The organism is Luteimonas sp. TWI662 (assembly GCF_039673825.1).
GTDB lineage: Bacteria > Pseudomonadota > Gammaproteobacteria > Xanthomonadales > Xanthomonadaceae > Luteimonas.
This window is the reverse complement of the sequence record NZ_JBDJMI010000013.1, coordinates 1-19,438: the sequence shown is the minus strand read 5'-3', so window position 1 is coordinate 19,438 and position 19,438 is coordinate 1. Positions and strand designations below refer to the sequence as shown.

At 67.3% G+C, this 19,438-nt stretch carries 13 protein-coding genes; 7 read left to right on the top strand and 6 right to left on the bottom strand.

All coding sequences use genetic code 11. The features are described 5' to 3' along the window. Positions 1–201: 201 nt before the first annotated feature. Positions 202–1,182: a site-specific tyrosine recombinase XerD gene (xerD, locus tag ABE488_RS10465; RefSeq protein WP_346448262.1), complete on the bottom strand. Its 981-nt coding sequence runs from the start codon at positions 1,180–1,182 to the stop codon at positions 202–204. 101 nt (positions 1,183–1,283) lie between these two features. Here xerD and ABE488_RS10460 point away from each other — a divergent pair, with 101 nt between their 5' ends. Next, the gene (locus ABE488_RS10460; protein WP_346448261.1) at positions 1,284–1,766 is read left to right on the top strand and encodes an RDD family protein; all 483 of its coding nucleotides are present in this window, start codon (positions 1,284–1,286) and stop codon (positions 1,764–1,766) included. A 103-nt stretch (positions 1,767–1,869) separates the two neighbouring features. Here the strand turns inward: ABE488_RS10460 and lptG are convergent, their stop codons facing one another. Together lptG and lptF are read right to left on the bottom strand one after the other, a co-directional pair. Further along, positions 1,870–2,979 carry an LPS export ABC transporter permease LptG gene (lptG, locus tag ABE488_RS10455; RefSeq protein ID WP_346442931.1) on the bottom strand — a complete coding sequence of 370 codons (1,110 nt, stop codon included), beginning with the start codon at positions 2,977–2,979 and terminating at the stop codon, positions 1,870–1,872. Beyond that, entirely contained in the window at positions 2,976–4,061 is a 1,086-nt protein-coding gene (lptF, locus tag ABE488_RS10450) for an LPS export ABC transporter permease LptF (RefSeq protein ID WP_346442929.1), read from the bottom strand. The genes lptG and lptF overlap by 4 nt, the downstream gene beginning before the upstream one ends. 136 nt (positions 4,062–4,197) lie before the next feature. Here lptF and ABE488_RS10445 point away from each other — a divergent pair, with 136 nt between their 5' ends. From ABE488_RS10445 to zupT, 5 genes are all read left to right on the top strand, one after another. Beyond that, on the top strand, positions 4,198–5,679 hold the full coding sequence (locus tag ABE488_RS10445; RefSeq protein ID WP_346442928.1) for a leucyl aminopeptidase: 1,482 nt from the start codon (positions 4,198–4,200) through the stop codon (positions 5,677–5,679). A 138-nt stretch (positions 5,680–5,817) separates the two neighbouring features. Continuing rightward, complete coding sequence (locus ABE488_RS10440) at positions 5,818–6,240, top strand: DNA polymerase III subunit chi (RefSeq protein WP_346442926.1); 423 nt, start codon at positions 5,818–5,820, stop codon at positions 6,238–6,240. Positions 6,241–6,346: 106 nt separating this feature from the next. Further along, entirely contained in the window at positions 6,347–9,178 is a 2,832-nt protein-coding gene (locus ABE488_RS10435) for a valine--tRNA ligase (protein WP_346448259.1), read from the top strand. A gap of 182 nt (positions 9,179–9,360) precedes the next feature. Next, complete coding sequence (locus tag ABE488_RS10430; RefSeq protein ID WP_346442922.1) at positions 9,361–10,710, top strand: NAD(P)/FAD-dependent oxidoreductase; 1,350 nt, start codon at positions 9,361–9,363, stop codon at positions 10,708–10,710. A gap of 26 nt (positions 10,711–10,736) precedes the next feature. Next, a complete protein-coding gene (gene zupT, locus ABE488_RS10425) occupies positions 10,737–11,546 on the top strand; it encodes a zinc transporter ZupT (protein ID WP_346448257.1) in 810 nt (269 codons plus the stop codon). A gap of 162 nt (positions 11,547–11,708) precedes the next feature. On the opposite strand, the gene ABE488_RS10420 is transcribed toward zupT, so the two are convergent. The 3 genes from ABE488_RS10420 to glnE form a co-directional block, all read right to left on the bottom strand. Further along, the gene (locus ABE488_RS10420; RefSeq protein WP_346448256.1) at positions 11,709–14,804 is read right to left on the bottom strand and encodes a TonB-dependent receptor; all 3,096 of its coding nucleotides are present in this window, start codon (positions 14,802–14,804) and stop codon (positions 11,709–11,711) included. A 272-nt stretch (positions 14,805–15,076) separates the two neighbouring features. Next, positions 15,077–15,955, bottom strand: a complete 879-nt coding sequence (gene rpoH / locus ABE488_RS10415) for an RNA polymerase sigma factor RpoH (protein WP_337244027.1) — start codon at positions 15,953–15,955, stop codon at positions 15,077–15,079. A gap of 188 nt (positions 15,956–16,143) precedes the next feature. After that, positions 16,144–18,918, bottom strand: coding sequence for a bifunctional [glutamate--ammonia ligase]-adenylyl-L-tyrosine phosphorylase/[glutamate--ammonia-ligase] adenylyltransferase (gene glnE / locus ABE488_RS10410; protein WP_346448255.1), 2,775 nt, complete (start codon positions 18,916–18,918; stop codon positions 16,144–16,146). Positions 18,919–19,214: 296 nt separating this feature from the next. Between glnE and ABE488_RS10405 the strand changes: the two genes are divergently transcribed. Further along, the coding region (locus ABE488_RS10405) for a transposase family protein (protein ID WP_346448253.1) at positions 19,215–19,438 on the top strand (224 nt) is incomplete at its 3' end.

Below are 19,438 nucleotides of genomic sequence, written 5' to 3'. Positions count from 1 at the left end.
GAGTTGTACCTCCCGCCGCCATCCATGGCGGAGCATAGTCGCTTGACGAACGCCCAGCCCGGCCATCCTTGGCCGGGCGTTCGCGCATGCGCGGTCGGCGTCGAATTGCGATCGGCTATTCACTTCGGCGCACGTCCGGCCTCGCGAAGCACGCGAGGCGTTCGCCCCCGTCACGCGGCATGCCGCGTGGGCGACGGGGGCTCACCCCCTCGGGTGGTGGGTGGCGTGGAGGCGTTTGAGCTGTTCGCGGGCGACGAGGGTGTAGATCTGGGTCGTCGACAGGGAACTGTGGCCAAGCAGCATCTGCAGCGCGCGCAGGTCGGCGCCGTGGTTGAGCAGATGGGTGGCGAAGCTGTGGCGCAGGCCGTGCGGGCTGATGCGGGCCGGGTCGATGCCTGCGATCGCGGCGTAGCGTTTGACCAGGCCCCAGAACTGCTGTCGCGTCAGTGGCAGCCGACGCGCGGTCAGGAACAGGGGCGTGCCGCCCTGCGCGTCGGCCGGTAGCGGCTTGCCACCGGCCAGCACCGGGCGCGCCTGGGCCAAATATCGCTGCAGCCAGTGCTGCGCCTCCTCGCCCAGTGGCACCAAGCGGGTGCGTTCGCCCTTGCCGGTGACCCGCAGCGCGCCCTGGCGCAGGTTGACGCCATTGGCCGGCAGGCCGGTCAGCTCGCTGACCCGCAGACCGCAGGCGTACATCAGCTCGAGCATCGTGCGGTCGCGCAGACCATCGGCTGCGGTCACATCCGGCGCGGTGAGCAAGGCCTCGATCTGCGATTCGCCCAGGGCCTTGGGCAGCGGGCGCGGCAGCTTCGGTGGCTCGAGCAGGGCGGTGGGATCGTCGGCGCGGCCATGCCGCCGCTGCCGGTCGGCATAGAACGCACGCAGCGCCGACAACAGCCGCGCATTGCTGCGCGGCGACCAGCCATGGCGCGTGCGCCATGCCAGGTAATCGAACAGCGCGGCGCGGTCGGCATTCGCGATACCGCCATCGCGGCCGTCGCGCCAGCGCGCGAGTCCTTCGAGGTCGCGCCGGTAGGCCGTACCGGTCTGCGCGGCGATCCCGGTCTCCGCCCAGAACGCGTCGAGAAAGCCCTCGATCGCGTGGCGATCGTCGTCGCGCAGTGGCGGCAGGCCGACCACGAGGGCGCGGCGTTCGGCGGGCGTGGCGGTGGCAGGCGTCATCGTACGCAGCTTAGAGCCTGGCGGCCGGCCCGGCACCGTCGGCCCGTCGAAACGCAGGCGACTGCGGCGCGCTTCGGCAGCGCTGCCGCTATCCTGTCGCGATGTCCGCATCGCCTTCATGTAGCGCCGCCCCTGCCCGCCCCTGGATCGGCTGGCGGCTGCTGGCGCTGGTCTACGACCTGTGGCCGGCACTTGCGTTATGGCTGCTGCTGTCGGCCCTGTTCACCGCGGGCTACACCTTCGCCGGGCATCACGACCCCCACGAGAACATCGCGCCGATGAGCGCGCTGCAGTGGCTGCTGTGGCTGTGCTGCTGGCTCGCAACCGGCGGCTATGCGGTGGTGAGCTGGCGCCATGGCGGCCAGACCCTGGGCATGCGGCCCTGGCGCATCCGGGTGCGCGGACGCGACGGCGGCCAGCCCTCGTCGCGCGCGCTGTGGCTGCGTTTCGCGATCGGAACGGTGTCGCTGCTGGCTGGCGGCCTGGGGTTCTGGTGGGCCTGGCTCGACCGCGACCGCCTGACCTGGCACGACCGGGCAAGCGGCACCCGGATCGTGCGCGACCCCAAGCGGTCGACGCACTAGGACGATCTGCAGCAGTTGGCACGCGCCGGGCTCAGCCCAACGCACCCACGACGACGCATGGCCATGCGCCCCCGCCGGCTCACGAACGCGACAGCGGCGCCCGTCAGGCGCCGCGTCGGCGGAACAGCAGCCAGGACACCAGCAGCATCACGCTGGGCGGCAGCAGATAGGCCAGGCGGAAATCGATCCGGTAGACGGCGGCGAACTTCACCACCTGCATCTGCATGAGCCAGAAGCCGAGCGCGAACACCACGCCGATGAAGAGCCGCTTGCCGGCATTGCCGCTGCGCAGAGAGCCGAACGCGAACGGAATCGCCGCCAGGCACAGCGCGAGCACATTGAGAGGATAGAACCAGCGCCCCCAGTAATGCTCCTCGAACTCGCCGGCATCGAGCTGGTTGCGCTTGCGATACTCGATGCCCGCGCGCAGTTCGCTGGCCGGCATGTAGCGCGGCCGCCAGATGCTGCTGGCGCTGGCTGCCAGCGTGGAGGCGTCGAGCTGCGAGGCCCAATGCTCCTCCAGCGCTTCGGTCCGGGTCACCGCGCGCGGCTCGAACCAGGTGCGCTGCACGTCGCGCAGCAGCCAGCCGTCAGCGCCATGCTCGGCGGTCTTGGCATGCGCGACCGACTCCAGGCGGCCGTCGCTCGCGAACTCGAACAGGCGCACGTCCTGCAACTGGATCCGGCTGCCGCCCGCCTCGTCGACCTCGCTGCCGTTCTGCGCATTGAGGAAGGTGTCGCCCTCGCGCGCCCACAGCCCCGAGTACCGGCCGACCACCATATTGTTGGAGCGCTGGGCCGACTTCATGCTGTCGGCGCTGCGCTGGGCGATCGGCCCCAGGGTCTCGGCGTTGACCACCATCAGTGCGGTGAGCACCAGCAGCGGCAGGGCGACCGAAATGGCCAGACGTGTCCGCGACAGCCCCAGCGCGCGCATGGCGATCAGCTCCGAGGTCGCGGCGAGCTGGCCCAGTCCCATCAGCGACCCGATCACGGCCGCCGTCGGGAACATCACATAGGCGCGGCGCGGCAGCGTCTGCAGGATGTACGCCACTGCCGACATATAGGTGTAGTTGCCCTGCCCAACGGCGCCGATCTCGTTGACGCCGGCCATCAGCGCATCCAACCCGACCAGCACCACCCAGGTCGCGAACACCGCGATGATGACCATGCGGGCGACGTAGAGATCATGGATCCGCACCAACGGCCTCATCGCGCACGCCTCCACTTGGGCGCGACCACATGGCCATCGCGGAAGTACAGCCACGCGCCAAAGCCCAGCAACGGCAGCACCAGCCACCACAAGCCCAGGGCGACCGGAATCCGGCCCTCGCCGACCCAGTCGGCGCCCAGCATCATCAGGTTCATGCCCATGACGTAGGCCAAAAAGCCCATCATCATCCGGCCGTAGCGGGCCTGGCGCGGCGGACTGCGGGCCAGCGGCACCGCGAGCAGCGCAAAGGCCAGCGCCAGCAGCGGCGGCGCCAGGCGGAAATGCAGCTGCGCGCGGGCCTCACGCCGGTCGTCGCCCAGCAGCGTCAGCGTGGACTGCAGGGTCGGGTCGTCGGCATCGGCGCCCAGGTCGGCCGCCGGCAGCCGGATTTCGTTGCTGGCATAGCGCATCAGCCGGTAATCGAGCCCGGCATCGAGTGGCCCCTCGACGCGAAAGCCCTCGTCGAGGCGCAGAAACCGCCCCGCCGCCTCGACGCTCAACTCGCCGCTCAGGGCGGTGGTCACGTCCATGCGTCCGTCGTCCTGGCGATAGACGAACACCCGGCCCAGACGACTGCCGTCGTCGGACATCGCATTGACGTAGACCACGCCGTTGCCGCCTGGGAACTCGACGAACCGGCCGGCTTCCAGCCCCGACACCAGCAGGCTGCGCTGGCCGGCCTCGATCATCTGCTGCGAGTAGGCGCGGGCCCACGGCCCCAGCCACAGCGAGCAGGCACCGATGAACAACGTCATCGGCACCACGACCAGCGCCAGCGGCCGCAGCAGGCGCACCGGACCGACGCCGACCGAGGTCAGTACCGGCATCTCAGAATCGCGATACAGCCGCCCGAACGCCAGCATCAGACCGAGCATCAGGCCCAGCGGCAGGATCAAGGGCAGGTAGTTGACGACCTGCAGGCCCAACTGGGCCAGCATCAGGCCGGCCGGCACCCGGCCGCGCGCGATGTCGCCGAGCACGTCGGCAAACACCCCGCCGAGGCTGACGATCATCAGCACCACCAGCGCCGCGAAGGTCGCCTGGGCAAATTCGCGGAACAGGTAGCGGTCGAGCTTCGGCATCGGGCGCGGGGGCTTTGCTTTAGACTTAGGGGTTCGTCCAGCCGCGCCTTCACGACGCATCTGCGATGGCGCAGCCTGTCACAGGCCACGCCCGCTGGACCGTGAAGTGTACCGATCACCCCATGGAATCTGGTTGATGACCCTCGAATTCTCCCTGAACCGCGACGCGCCCCCCACTTTGTCGAGCGATTGCCTGGTCGTCGGTGTCTTTGCCGACGGTCCGCTGTCGGGCGCGGCCGCCGCCATCGACACCGCCAGTGGCGGTCGCCTGTCGGCGCTCGCCCAGCGCGGCGACCTGCCCGGCAAGCCCGGGCGCACCACTCTGCTGCACGACCTGCCTGGCGTGACCGCCCCGCGCGTGCTGGCGGTCGGCCTGGGCGAGCGCACCAAGTTCGGTGCGCCCCAGTACCTGCGCGCCGTCGGCGATGCGATCCGCGCCCTCAAGGACGGCACGGTCGCCAGCGCCGCATTGGCATTGGCCGACCTCGAGGTCGCCGGCCACGACACGGCGTGGAAGATCCGCCAGGCGGCGATCGCCGCCGACCACGCCGCCTATCGCTACGTCGCCACGCTGGGCGCGCGCAACAAGAAGCGCGAGCCGGCGAAGTTGACCTCGATCGCCATCGTCGGCGACGACGAGCAGGCGCTGGCGCAGGGCAAGGCGATTGCCGCAGGCGTGAAGTTCGCGCGCGAACTGGGCAACCTGCCGCCGAACGTCTGCAACCCAGCCTACCTGGCCGAGCAGGCGCGTACGTTCGCCGACCGTTTCGACAAGGCCTCGTGCGAAGTGCTCGAAGAAGCGCAGATGGAAGCACTGGGCATGGGCTCACTGCTGGCCGTCGCCCGCGGCTCGGCCAACCGCCCCCGTCTGGTCGTGCTGAGCTGGAAGAACGGCGGCGACGCCAAGCCCTACGTCCTGGTCGGCAAGGGCATCACCTTCGACACCGGCGGCGTCAACCTCAAGACGCAGGGCGGCATCGAAGAGATGAAGTTCGACATGTGCGGCGCGGCGACGGTCATGGGCACGTTCGTGTCCGCGGTCGGCCTGGACCTGCCGATCAACCTGCATGTGGTGGTGCCGGCGGTCGAGAACGCGGTCGACGGCAACAGCTATCGCCCGTCCGACGTCCTCACCAGCATGTCGGGCAAGACGATCGAGGTCGGCAACACCGACGCCGAAGGCCGGCTGATCCTGTGCGACGCGCTGACCTACGCCGAGCGTTTCGAGCCGGCCGCCCTGGTCGACGTCGCCACGCTGACCGGCGCGTGCATGGTCGCACTCGGCACGCAGGCCACCGGCCTGATGAGCAAGCACGACGACCTGGCCGCCGAACTGCTGGCCGCCGGCGAGCACGTCTTCGACCGCGCCTGGCGCCTGCCGCTGTGGGACGAGTACCAGTCGATGCTCGATTCCAACTTCGCCGACGTCTACAACATCGGCGGCCGCTGGGGCGGCGCGATCACGGCCGGCTGCTTCCTCTCGCGCTTCACCGAAGGACAGCGCTGGGCCCACCTGGACATCGCCGGCAGCGCCAGCGGCAGCGGCAAGATGGCCTATGCCACCGGCCGCCCCGTCGGCCTGCTGTCGCAGTGGCTGCTCGACCGCACCACGGCCTGAAACCGGGAGAACCGGGGTCAGAGTGCAATTTTGCAAGGCGAAGTTCGCACTCTGGCCCCTCGTTCGAAATTGCACTCTGACCCCGGTTTAGCCCGCTCGCTTGATCCCTGCTTAAGACGACATCTCCTTGCCTCTTCCATGCGCGCCGACTTCTATTTGATCGCCAAGCCCCGTTTCCGCGACGAGCCGCTTCGGCTGGTCTGCGAACTGGTGCGCAAGGCCTATGCCGCGCAGCAATGGACGCTGGTGCTGGCACGTGACATGGCGCAGGCCGAGCTGCTCGACGACATGCTCTGGGACATGGGCGAGGACGACTACATCCCGCACCAGATCGCCGGGACCGACGACGAGGACGATCAGGCCCCGGTGCTGATCGCAGCCCCCGACACCGACACCCCGATGCGCGCATTGGTCATCAACCTGCGCGACGCCGCAGTCGACGGCGGCTTTGAACGCGTGCTCGAAGTCGTCCCTGCCGACGATTCGGCCCGCGACCCGCTGCGCGAGCGCTGGCGCCACTACAAGGCGGCCGGGCTCGAGGTATCCAAGCACGACATGTGAACGGAAGGCCGGACGCCAGGACCCGGGGGTTCGAGCAATGCACTTCCGCTCCAGACACTCGCCTTCACATCACGAATCACCCATCACGAATCACGGCGCTCCCACCATGCCCCTCTCCCCCAGCTACGACCCCGGTTCCTTCGAAGCCCGCCTGTATGCCGAGTGGGAGGCTGGCGGTGTGTTCGCCCCGCAGGGTGACGGCCCGGCCTACACGATCCTGCTGCCGCCGCCCAACGTCACCGGCACGCTGCACATGGGCCACGCGTTCCAGCACACGCTGCAAGACGCCCTGGTGCGCTATCACCGGATGCGCGGCTATCGCACGCTGTGGCAGATGGGCACCGACCATGCCGGTATCGCGACCGAGATGGTGGTCTCGCGCAACCTCAAGCTTGCCGGCAGCACTGAGACCCGCGATTCGCTGGGGCGCGAGCGCTTCATCGAGAAGGTCTGGGAATGGAAGGCCGAGTCGGGCGGCACGATCGAGCGCCAGATGCGCCGACTGGGCGCCTCGGGCGACTGGTCGCGCACGACGTTCACGATGGACCCGCACCCCTCGCAGGCGGTGGTCGAGGCCTTTGTGCGCCTGCACGAACAAGGCCTGATCTATCGTGGCCAGCGTCTGGTCAACTGGGATCCGGTGCTCAAGACCGCGATCTCCGACCTGGAGGTCGTCAGCGAAGAGGAAGACGGCTTCCTGTGGGAAATCCGCTATCCGCTGGCCGACGGCGCGACCTACGAGCATATCGAGATCGACGCCGACGGCAACGAGACGCTGCGTGAGACGCGCGACCACCTGGTCGTGGCGACCACGCGCCCGGAAACGATGCTCGGCGACACCGCCGTGATGGTGCACCCCGAGGACCCGCGCTACGCAGCCCTGATCGGCAAGACCGTGGCGCTGCCGTTGACCGGCCGGACGATCCCTGTGATCGGCGACGCCTACGTCGACCGTGCATTCGGCACCGGCGTGGTCAAGGTGACGCCGGCGCACGACTTCAACGACTACCAGGTCGGCCAGCGCCATGGTCTGCCGACGATCAACCTGTTCACCCCCGACGCCGCGCTCAACGACGCGGCGCCCGAGCGCTTCCGGGGCCTGGATCGCTTCGAGGCGCGCAAGGCGGTGCTCGCCGAACTCGAGGCCGAGGGGCTGATGCTGCAGGCGCGCCCGCACAAGCTGCAGGTGCCGCGCGGCGACCGCACCGGCCAGGTCATCGAGCCTTATCTCACCGACCAGTGGTTCGTCGCGATGGACGGCCTGGCCCAACGCGGCCTGGCGCTCGTGGAAAGCGGCGCCGTCAAGTTCGTCCCGCCCAATTGGACCAACACCTATCGCCACTGGATGGAGAACATCCAGGACTGGTGCATCAGCCGCCAGCTGTGGTGGGGCCACCGCATCCCGGCGTGGTACGACGCCGCGGGCAACATCTATGTCGCCCGCACCGAAGCCGAGGCACGCGAGCAAGCGGGCCTGGGGCCTGACGTGGCGCTGACCCAGGACAGCGACGTGCTCGAGACCTGGTTCTCGTCGGGGCTGTGGCCCATCGGCACGATGGGCTGGCCGGACGCGACGGCGATGGACGCGCGCGGCTTCGCGCACTTCGTGCCCTCGAGCGTGCTCGTCACCGGCTTCGACATCATCTTCTTCTGGGTCGCGCGGATGATCATGCTGACCGACCACCTGGTCGGCCAGGTGCCGTTCCGCGACGTCTACATGACCGGCCTGGTCCGCGACAAGGACGGCCAGAAGATGTCCAAGTCCAAGGGCAATGTGCTCGACCCGCTGGACATCATCGACGGCATCGCGATCGAGGACCTCGTCGCCAAGCGCACGGCCGGACTGATGAAGCCCAAGGATGCGCCGAAGATCGAGAAGGCCACCCGCAAGGAGTTCCCCGAAGGCATCGCCGCGCACGGCGCCGACCCGTTGCGCTTCACGATGGCCGCGCTCGCCGGCCCCGGTCGCGACATCAAGTTCGATCTGGGCCGCGCGGAAGGCTACAAGAACTTCTGCAACAAGCTGTGGAACGCCACGCGCTTCGTGCTGATGAACACCGAGGGCTTCGACGCCGCCCCGGCCGAGACCGCCTGGCCGGTGACCGACACCGAGAAGTGGATCCTGTCGCGCCTCGACCAGGCCGCCAACGAGGCCCGCACGCACTTCGAGAGCTACCGCTTCGACCTGCTCGCGCAGACGCTCTACGAATTCGCCTGGAACCAGTTCTGCGACTGGTTCGTCGAACTGGCCAAGCCGGCGCTGTTGGGCACCGACCAAGCAGCCGCCGACAGCACCCGCCGCACATTGCTGCACGTGCTCGAATCGCTGCTGCGGCTGCTGCATCCGCTGATCCCGTTCGTCACCGAGGAACTGTGGCGTCAGGTCGCGCCGCGGCTGGGCATCGACGACACGACGATCTCGCTGCGTCCCTATCCGCAGGCCGACGCGCAAGCCGTGGCCGCGTACTCGAAGGCCGATGCCGATGTCGAATGGCTCAAGCAGATGGTCAGCGCACTGCGCCGCATCCGCAGCGAACTGGGCGTGTCGCCGTCGCGCCAGATCGTGCTGCTGACCCGCGAGGACCACCCGCTGTCGACCGAGCGGTTGCGCCGCTTCGACTCGCAGCTGTGTTCCCTGGTCCGCCTGGCGCGCATCGACCGCCTCGAAGGCGACCCGCCACCGGCGGCGACCGCCCTGGTCGGCGAATTCGCGCTGTACGTCCCGCTCGAGGGTCTGGTCGACCTCGATGCCGAGCGCGCGCGCCTGGACAAGGAGCTCAAGCGCGTCGAAGGCGAACTGGCCAAGTGCCACGGCAAGCTGTCGAACGAGACCTTCGTCAATAACGCGCCGATGACAGTCGTCGAACAGGAGCGTCAACGCCTGGCCGACTGGACCGCACAACGCGATGCCCTCGCCGCACAACGCGCCCGGCTGTGACCACGTAGCGCTCACGCGATCAACACCGGGGTCAGAGTCGATTATTCGCCGCATCCATCAGGCCGCGGCGAATCAATTGGACGCTGACCCCGGTTTCTTGAAAATTCGACTCTGACCCCGGTTTTGCGTGTGTGCACGGCGTTCGACCTAGAATCGAAACGTCCCCGCTTCGAGAGGCCGCGATGCCCGCCGCTTCCGACCTTCCTCGCGTCGTCATCGTCGGCGGCGGCTTCGCCGGGCTCTGGGCCACGCGCGCTCTGGCCAGCGCCCCGGTGCGCATCACCCTGATCGACCGCGGCAACCATCACCTGTTCCAGCCGCTGCTTTACCAGGTCGCCACAGCCGGCCTGTCGGCGCCGGACATCGCCGCGCCGTTGCGTCACATCCTGCGACGCCAGCGCAATGTCGAGGTCCGCATGGCCGAGGTCGAGGGCATCGAGCCCGAGACTCGCACGCTCACCCTCGATGGCGGCATGACCTTGGGCTACGACCGCCTGGTGCTCGCCGCCGGCGCCACCCACGCCTATTTCGGCAACGACCGCTGGGCACCGCACGCGCCGGGACTGAAGACGCTCGACGATGCGCTGCACCTGCGCCGCCGCATGCTGCTCGCCTTCGAGCGCGCCGAGGCCGAGACTGATCCCGAGGCCCGCGCCGCGTGGCTGAGCTTCGCGATCGTCGGCGGCGGTCCGACCGGTGTCGAGCTGGCCGGGACGCTGGCCGAGATCGCGCGCCACACCCTGCGCAGCGAGTTCCGGCATATCGACCCGGCGCTGGCCAAGGTCCGGCTGATCGAAGCCGGCCCGCGCGTGCTCGCCTCGTTCCCCGAGGACCTCTCGGCCAAGGCGCGCCGCCAGCTGGAAAAGCTCGGGGTGGAGGTGCTCACCGGCGAACCGGTCGCCCAGATCGATGCCGACGGCTACCGGATCGGCGAGCGTCGCATCGCCGCCCGAACCGTGATCTGGGCTGCCGGCGTCGCGGCCTCACCGCTGGGCGCGCTGCTGGATGTGCCGCGCGATCGCGCCGGCCGTGTGCAGGTGGCCACCGACCTCACCGTGCCCGGCCATCCCGAGATCTACGCCATCGGCGACATGGTCGCGGTCGAGAGCGGCGGGCGCCCGGTCCCGGGCGTGGCTCCCGCCGCCAAGCAGATGGGCGAGCACGCGGCCGCCAACCTGCTCGCCGACCTGCGCGGCCAGCCCAGGACGCCGTTCGTCTACCGCGACTACGGCAACCTCGCCACGATCGGCCGCATGGCCGGCGTCGCGCATCTGGGGCGCATCAAGCTCTCGGGCGCGCCTGCGTGGTGGTTCTGGCTGGTCGCCCACGTGTTCTTCCTGATCGGCTTCCGCAACCGCGTCGTGGTGCTGCTCAACTGGACGCTCGCGTACTGGACCCACCGGCGCGCGGCGCGGATCATCTTCGGGCCCGCGCCCGAGGTCGGACCCGATGCAGCGGTTCGCGACCGATCGCTGCAGGCTTCCGATAGCATGGCTGCTCACCCGCCGGCGCCCGACGCCGCGCCGGACTGAGCCTCCCCCGATCTGATGCACTGACGATGCTCGATATCTCCACGCACAACTTCTTGATCGCGCTCGCGGTCACGACCGCGGCCGGCCTGGCCACAGGCCTGGGCAGCCTGCTGGTGATCTTCGCCAAGCAGCCCAACGCACGCCTGCTCGCGTTCGGGCTCGCATTCGCGGCTGGCGCGATGGTGTACGTGTCGCTGACCGAGATCCTCGACAAGTCGATTCTCGCCTTCACGGACGCCTACGGCGAGCAGCTCGGCTTCACCTGGGGCACGCTGGCGTTTCTGGGCGGCGTGCTGTTCATCGTCACCATCGACCGCCTGGTGCCCAACCCGCACGAGCGGCTGGAGGTCGACGACCCGTACTTCCGCGAGCACAACGCCAGCTACGTCAAACGCGTCGGTCTGCTGACGGCGGTCGCGATCACCGCGCACAACTTCCCGGAAGGCCTGGCGACGTTCTTCGCCACGATCGAGAACCCAGGCGTCGGCCTGCCGTTGGCGTTCGCCATCGCAATCCACAACATCCCCGAGGGCATCGCGATCGCGGTCCCGGTGTACTTCGCTACCAACAACAAGACCTACGCCTTCCTGGCCTGCCTGCTGTCGGGCCTGGCCGAGCCGCTGGGCGCACTGATCGGATACGCGCTGCTGCGCCCGTTCCTGTCCGAACCGGTGTTCGGCGCCGTCTTCGGGCTCATTGCCGGCGTCATGGTCTTCCTCGCACTCGACGAATTGCTGCCCGCCGCCAAGCGCTACGCCAAGGGCCACGAAACCGTCTACGGCCTGGTCGCCGGCATGGCCGCACTGGCGTTGAGCCTGGTGCTGTTCAAGTGGTGATGTCCAAGTCGCGATCGTGACGCCCAGTGCCGTCGCCGGATTCCTTGTGCTGCCACTCGAGACGCCGCGCACTGAGGACCGCTGTATACGTACATGAAAAGGCCCGCCTCGTAACGAGGCGGGCCGAGACCGCAAGCCGGCGATGCCGGTCGAACCGCAATACTAGAAGTCGTATTGAATCTGGAACCGGACGTAGCGAGGATCGGAGAAGTACTTCGCCTGACCGTAGTTGTAGTAATTGCGATAGCCGCTGGGGCCGTTATAAGCGAAGTTGGTCTCGTACACCTGGACGGGCTTGATGTTGTTGAAGGCGTTGATCACGTCGACATTCACCCGCAACCCCTCGAGCCAGCTGGGCTTGTAGACCAAGCTCGGGCTGAGCGTGATGATCCATGGCGTCCGGCCGGCAGAGCCAACAGGACTGACCACATCGTCCTCAGCTCGATCGATGTTGGAGCCCGTGGTGATGTCGCCGGTATCACATACGTGGAATACGCCGGTATAGCCATACTGGGTGCCGAAGCTGCCGTAACCACCGCCAAGGCAGGAGATGGGCGAGCCGGACTGCGCCAGCAGGTTGAAGCCGATCTCCCATTGCTCGCTCAGCGCGTAACTGCCGAAGATCTTCAGGCTGTGGCGATGATCGTTGAACAGATAACCATCGGCGCCAATCATGATCTCCGAGAAATCGAAGTCAGACGTGGTGCCGGTGTCGTCCTGGCCATTGGTGCTCTTGACCAGGCCCTCGAGATTGCCCGTCAGCTTGGACCATGTGTACGAACCGCTCAGGTACCAGTTCTCGGTCGCCTTGTCCGCGCTCAGCGTGACGGCCTTGTAGTTGCGCTTGGCCTCCGGGCCGAGGGCGTCGGCAGGAACGGTCAGTGTGACCGGATTGCCATCGACGTTGATGTCGGTGGTGATGGTCAGATCCTTGCCCGGGTTGTAGAGGTAGCAGCCCGGGATGCCACCCGGCACCGTCCACTCGTCCGCCCAGTTCGAAAGGTCGTAACCTGCCTCGATGCCGGCCCGGTAGAGGGCACGCGCATCGCAAGTGTCGTCGATCGCGGTGTCGACACGGCGATAGGTGCCTTTCACTCCCAGCGTCCAGCCGTCAAGGAAGGCGTTGTCGGACACAAGCCGGTGCTGGTAGCCGAGGATGGCCTCGTCCTGGGTGTAGGGATCGAGATCGCGCGATGCGACCGCGCGCGGATCGGGCACGCTCCCGTCCTCGCCGTTGTAGATCCGATCCTGAGAGCCACCATCATAGGGTCCGGTAATGTTGACCGGGGTGCCAGTGACCGGATCCAGGCCGCCGGAGTAGGTATAGAAGTTCTCCACGTAGTACGAGGCAGATGCCGCACGAAGCGCCACATTGGCGGCGATCGGAAGCGAGTAGCGGCCCACTGAAGCGTAGAGCTTGCTATCGCCGTTGCCGGTCACATCCCAGGTGAAGCCCACACGAGGCTGCCAGATGTTGTCCTGCTTGACGAACGTCACGCCTGTGCTGTTCTTGTTCTCGAACGAGTCGTTGCGCACGCCCAGATACAACATGAAGTTGTCGGTGATGTTCCAGTTGTCCTCGACGTACCAGGACTTCTGGTCGATTTCGACACTACCGCCGGTCGCATACTTGATGCGATCGACGATATCGACAGACTCGTCGGCATCAAGCCAGTAATCGGACGTGGTGATGTACTGGAGGTCCTGGATCGTGCCCTGAAAGGACTTCCAGCGCTCGTCGCTGTAGCCGAACGAGAACCGGTGATCCCCCAGTCGCCATTCGAGATCGATGCGACCAGCGTTACGCTCATTGGAACCGTTGAATACATCGACGCTGCTCACCGTGGCGCAGCCGATGTTTTGGCCGAAGCGCGGGCTGTCGGGTCGATAATCCAGCACATAGGGGCAAGGCGGCGAGCTCTCGACATCGCCGTAGTACTTGTTCTCCACACCATCGGCATTGACGGTGTAGTTGGAATTCGTGTTCTGCATTCGCCCGTACTGCAGCGACAGCGTGAGATCGTCGTTCAGGTAGCTGGTCCACTTCAGAATGTGGGTATCGCCACCGTTCTCCCTGAATTCCTTGCCGGTGTAATCGGTCTTGCTCGCCTGCGCATTTGCCGCGGTGCTGTCAAAAGCAGCGATGTAGTTGGTGTAAGTCTGCTTGCGGGTATTGTCGAAGCCGGTGTACTCGAGATGATTGTTGTCGTTGAGGTACCAGTCCAACTTGACCATCCAGTACGGCTGCTCGGACTTGTAGTCGTATGCGGTCGTGCCGAGCGCGCTGGTGTAGGCGCCGGTCGGCGAGGACGAATAGCCGCTACCGCGCACGCCATAGGAGGCCGCATCCCAGTTGCTGAATGACCCTAGCGCAAAGAAGAACAGCCGGTCTTCAACCAGCGCGCCACTGGTCCAGAAGCTCAGATTGTCGGAGGAGGACTCATTGCGATCATAAGAGCGCCAGATCGTGCCGTCCTTGAGAGTGACCGGGTCAGGCTGCTCCCGCAACGAGTTGGGGGCGAACGTGTAACTCACCCCTCCCTTGAGTTCGTTGCTGCCGCGCTTGACCACCACGCTCGTCACGCCGCCAGTGGAGAAGCCGTATCGGGCACCGTAACCACCGGTCTGCACATCCAACTGCTCGATGGCCTGGTAAGGCACCTCTGTGAACGAAAGGTTGTCGTACAGGTTAGTGACGTTGAATCCGTTGATGTAGTAGCTGTTCTCGGCTGCTGAAGCACCACCAAAAGATGCATTACCGAAGTACTCGCTGCTCGACGCGGTGCCAGGGGTCAGCAAGGACACGGCGGTGACGTTGCGCGCGACGGGCAAGGTATTGAGCTGTTCGGCGGTAAATGTGGTTCGGGTTTCGATGCTGGTCAGGTCGATGTTGTTGACGCCCCCCAGTCCACGCACGCGGACCGTGTCCAGGCTGGTCGCGTCCGCGGCCAGGGAGGTCGTGACCGCTTGACCAGCAATGACCGTGACCCGAGTGGTCCTGCCAGACACCGTCAGCTCATACTGCCCGGGAGGCAGCGCCGAAATGCGGAACCGGCCGTCATTGCCGACCACCGCCTCTCGGGTCGCGCCCGAAGCAAGACTCCGAACCTGGACGCGGCTCCCCGGATCGCCACCATTGCTGCCCAGGATGTCTCCCGAAGTACTTTGCGCCGTCGCCACCCCGATACAGGTCAGCAGCGCGATGCTCAATGCGGCACGTCGAAACACCGGTTTGGCGCGATTGTGGCACTTGTTCATTGCTTCTCCTCAGGTTGATGCGCCGGCATGGCCTGCGCGCATTCATGAACAAAAACAAAACCAAGGCAGAAGCTAGTCTAATAATTAACAGAAATGCAACAAAAAGACCTGCTGATCTATTGACTTTCCGACGAACGGTCGGGTTAAAAAGCACTGCGCATTCAGAAGGGTGGGGGCGGGTTTGTGGCCCTGCGTTGCAGAGCATGCGAACGCGCATACAGAAACGGCCCGCTTGCGCGGGCCGTCCGGGGTCCAGCATTGGCGAACAGGACTCAGGCCGCGAACAACGCCTTCATCTTCTTCAGCGCATTGGCCTCGACCTGGCGGATCCGCTCGGCGGACACGCCGTACTCGTCGGCCAGCTCCTGCAGCGTCACCTTGTGCTCGTCGTCGAGCCAGCGGCGACGGATGATGTCGCGCGAGCGGGCGTCGAGCTTGGCCATGCCTTCGCGCAGCAGTTCGAGCTGGTCGGCCTCGCTGTCGCTGCGCTCGTACGCCTGTGCCGGATCTTCGTCCTGTGCGACGAGGTAGGCGACCGGCGCCGGCGGCGCATTGTCGTCGTCCTCGCCCGCGGGCGCATCGAACCCGATGTCGCGGCCCGACAGACGCGACTCCATCTCCAGCACTTCGCGCTCCGAGACGTTGAGGTCGGCGGCGACGGTGCGCACTTCCTCGGCGTTGAGCCAGCCCAGGCGGGTCTTGCTCTTGCGCAGATTGAAGAACAGCTTGCGCTGCGCCTTGGTCGTGGCGACCTTCACGATCCGCCAGTTCTTGAGGATGAACTCGTGCATCTCGGCACGGATCCAATGCACGGCGAAGCTCACCAGGCGCACACCGACGTCCGGATCGAAGCGCTTGACGGCCTTCATCAGGCCGATATTGCCCTCCTGGATCAGATCGCCCAGCGGCAACCCGTAGCCGTTGTAACCGCGGGCCACATGGACGACGAAGCGCAGATGCGAATGGACCAGCTCGCGCGCGGCATCGAGATCGTCGTGATCGCGATACCTCTGCGCCAGCGCCTGCTCCTCTTCGACCGTCAGCACCGGAATCTGGTGCACGGCGCCGATATAGGCATCGAGCGAACCGAGCGGGCTGGGGATCGGCAGGCTGTTGGCAACCAGGGCGTGGGTCATGGTCTGCGTGCTCATGAAAGGGATGGTAGCAGTCTCCAGATATGACTGCTAAGGCCGCTGGAAGTTCCCGAGCGTTCCGTTTACGGAACGTCCAGCACTTCCTGGACAGGGATCATTCACAGAAGCGAGACAGCCCGCGGCACTGCTGCCAGCCGTCTCAGGAACTCGATCCTGCACCTAGGCGGGCGAATCCACGATGAAGATCAGGCCCAGCCGGCGATGCCTGCAATTGTCTCCCGCGCCGACGCCAGCGCCGGCGAGAGCGGTGCGATGCGCGGCCGGCGGTCGAGCATGCAGGTCAAGGCCGCCTCCAACAGGCAGGCATGGCCCTGGCGGAGCGCCTGACACTGGGCGGCCGGCAACAGACCCGCCGTGGCCGCGGCCTCGAGCAACGCCGGCGTGGCCCTGGGCGCGAGCAGTCCGGGGTGCGTCGCCGCCGCCTGCAGCACCAGCGACTGGGCCAGGAACTCCAGATCCACCAGCCCACCCTCGCCCTGCTTGAGGTCGAATCGGTCGGCCGTCGAACGGTCGAGTTCGCCGCGCATGCGTCGGCGCATCGCGGCGATCTCCTCGCGCAGCGCCGCCGGGTCACGAGGCCGGGCCAGTGTGTCGCTGCGGACGGATTCGAACGCCTCGCGCATCGGCGCATCGCCCGCGACCACGCGCGCGCGCACCAGCGCCTGGTGTTCCCAGGTCCATGCGCGCTCGCGCTGGTACTCCGCGTAGCTGGCCAGCGACGACACCAGCAGCCCCTTGCCGCCGTCCGGGCGCAGACGCACGTCGACGTCGTAGAGCCGGCCGCCGCCGGTGACCGTCCCCAGCAGGGCGACGATCTTCTGCGCAAGACGCGCCGCCCAACGCTGGGCATCGAGCGGCCGCGCGCCGTCGGACTGGGCATCGGCGGGCGCGTCGTAGAGGAAGACCAGGTCGAGGTCCGACCCGAAGCCCAGTTCCTCGCCGCCCAGGCTACCGTAGCCGACCACCACGAAACGGGCATCGGGCAACCGGCCATGGGCGCGCTCGAGTTCGCGCATCGCCAGTGCGAGCACCACCTCGACCACCGCGTCGGCCAGCCAGGCCAGTTGCCGGGTCGCCGTCGGCGGATCGAGCCGGCGGTCAAGCGTGGCCAGTGCGATCCGGAAGCTCAATTGCTGGCGGATCTCGTTGAGCGCGAGCAGCGCCGCTTCCAGATCGCGCTGCTGCAGCGCACGGCTGCACTCGGTCGCCAAACCATCGCGCTCGGGCAATGGCCCTTCGACCCGGGCGTCGAGCAGTTCGTCGAGTAGCAGGGGATGCGCGGCGAGGCGCTCGGCGAGGAAGGCGCTACGGGTCACCGCCTCCACCAGCCGCGCCAGCGCAGCCGGTTGCTCGTCGAGCAAGGCCAGGTAGCTCGCACGCCGCAGGATGTTGTGCAGCAGCGCCAGCAGGCGGCGCACCGCCTGCAGCGGCCGATCCGCCGGCGCAGAGGCTTGCAGCAGCACCGGCATCAGCCGGTCGAGCCGCGCGCGGGCATTGTCCGACAGATCGCGCACGCTCGGCGAGCGCGCGAAGTCGCGCAGTGCCTCGGCGACCTCGCGCGCATCGGCAAATCCGGCCTCGGCCAGTGTCTGCGCATCGCCGCCGTCGGGCAGCGCGCGCCACCAGGTCGCCAGATCGCTGTCGGTGTCGACGCTGCGCTGCTGGCTGCGGACCGCCAGCAGCGCATCGAACTCGTGCGCAACGTGGCCGCGCTCGCGCCGCAGCTCGGTCTCAAGCGCCGCCCAATGGGCGTACCCCAGACCGGACGCGATCCGCAGCCGGTCGAGCGGATCGGCCGGCAGCAGATGGGTTTGCGCATCGCGCAGCATCTGCAGCCGGTTCTCGACGCGGCGCAGGAACAGGTAGGCCGCCTGCAGCCGCGCCAGCGCCTCGTCGGCCAGTTGCCCTGCCGCATGCAGCGCGCGCAGTGCCGGCAGCAGCCGTCGCTCGCGCAGCGCCGGTTCGCGCCCGCCCCGGATCAGCTGCAGCGCCTGGGCCAGGAACTCGACTTCGCGGATGCCGCCATCGCCGCGCTTGATGTCGTCGGCCAGCTCCCGGCGCGCGACTTCGGCCGCGATCATGTCCTTCATCTGCCGCAGGCCGTCGAGCGCGCCGAAGTCGAGATAACGGCGGTAGACGAACGGGCGCAGCAGGTCGAGGAAACGCGCGCCTGCGGCGAGGTCGCCGGCCACGGGCCGTGCTTTTTGCCAGGCATAGCGCTCCCAATCGCGTCCCTCGCGCTGGAAGTACTGCTCCATCGCCGCAAAGCTCAACGCGATCCGGCCGGCGTTGCCGAACGGCCGCAGGCGCAGGTCGACGCGATGGCAGAAGCCGTCGCCGGTGATCTCGTCGAGCAGCCGCGCCAGTTGCTGGCCCAGCCGGGTGAAGTAGTCCTCGGCCGCCAACGGCCGCGCGCCGTCGCTCTCGCCGGCCGCTTCGAAGCCGTAGACCAGATCGATATCGGAACTGAAGTTCAGTTCGCCACCGCCGAGCTTGCCGAGCCCGAACACGACCAACCGCACCGCGCGGCCCTCGCCGTCGCGCACGACGCCGTGGCGATCGGCGAAAGCCTGTTCGAGGGCGTCAAGTGCGACCTGCAGGCAGGTCTCGGCCAACTGGGTGCTGCCGGCGAGCGTCGTTTCGACATCGTCCAGCCCATGCACGTCGCGCCAGATCAGCCGGGTCGAACAGGCCAGGCGATAGCGCCGCAGCAGCATCGGCCAGTCGCTGCGATTGCCGGCGTCCAACTGCGGCGGTGCGGGCGGCGTATCGCCGTCGTCGGCCAGCAGCTCTGCGAGCAGGTCGGGCTGGCGCTGCAGCACGTCGATCGCGACGTCGCTGGCGACCGCGACCGGATGCAGCCGCGCCATCGCCGCGGGGGCGGCGTGCACATCGTCGGGCAGGCGGGCCAACAGGCGGGCGACATGCGCATCAAGCGCTGTACGTGGATCGTCGGTCATCCCGCCATCATGACAGCGGCCGTCGGTGCGAAACAGGACGCCGGAATGGGCGTTCCACTTCGGATGGGCAGCAGCCTACCAGCCGGACGCCGCTCTCCCCCGCAACAAACCGGGGGCAGAGTGCAATTTCGTCTTGAGAAATTGCACTCTGCCCCCGGTTTTAGTTTTGCGGGAAGACGCAGAATCGACCGGCGCCGGCGAAGAACCAAAAAAAAGGTTCTTCGCAGATTAGCGGGGAGTCCCTTGCCAGCCACCGTTACGCTTGAGGCCTGATTCCAGGGCGCAAGGGTGAGGGGATGTTCGACCGCAAGATGATCGAGAGGCTGGGCGGGTGGGAAGGCTATCGGGTGGAGCGCATCGCATGGCCCGAGGGCGGCAGCCGGACCGTGACGATCTACCTCAAGCCCAGCGCCCGCATGATGTACTGCCAGCACTGCGGCAGTCGGTGCCGGCAGGTGCATGAGACGACTGCGCGGCGGGTGCGTGACCTACCTCTGATGGCACTTCAGGTGCGGTTGGT